This is a genomic window from Bartonella sp. AP58NXGY, assembly GCF_042195785.1.
In the GTDB taxonomy this organism is placed as follows: domain Bacteria; phylum Pseudomonadota; class Alphaproteobacteria; order Rhizobiales; family Rhizobiaceae; genus Bartonella.
This window is the reverse complement of record NZ_JBHIOY010000297.1, coordinates 1-270: the sequence shown is the minus strand read 5'-3', so window position 1 is coordinate 270 and position 270 is coordinate 1. Positions and strand designations below refer to the sequence as shown.

At 37.8% G+C, this 270-nt stretch carries 1 pseudogene; it reads right to left on the bottom strand.

Annotated features, from left to right (window positions below):
• A pseudogene (holA, locus tag ACFINC_RS11040) lies at positions 1-270 on the bottom strand (DNA polymerase III subunit delta); the annotation flags it as partial.

The window sequence follows — 270 nt, the reverse complement described above, 5'->3', positions numbered from 1 at the left end:
CTTGAGAAACCACCGTAAAAGGTGTTTTTCCTTCAACCTCTACCTGATAACGCAAAAGCTGTAACTGCTGAAAATGCCTTTGTGCTGTACTTAAAATAAAAAAAAGCGCCCCCTGCAATGCTGCATGTCGGTTAAAATGCGCTTCAAAGCCTGATATATCGCCCAATAAAAGAGCATCAATAATTTCATCTTGAGAAAGAGCACTGACATCACTTACAATAGCTTTCACATCTTCAAGAGTAATATGAACATTTGAAGCATAAAGACAAA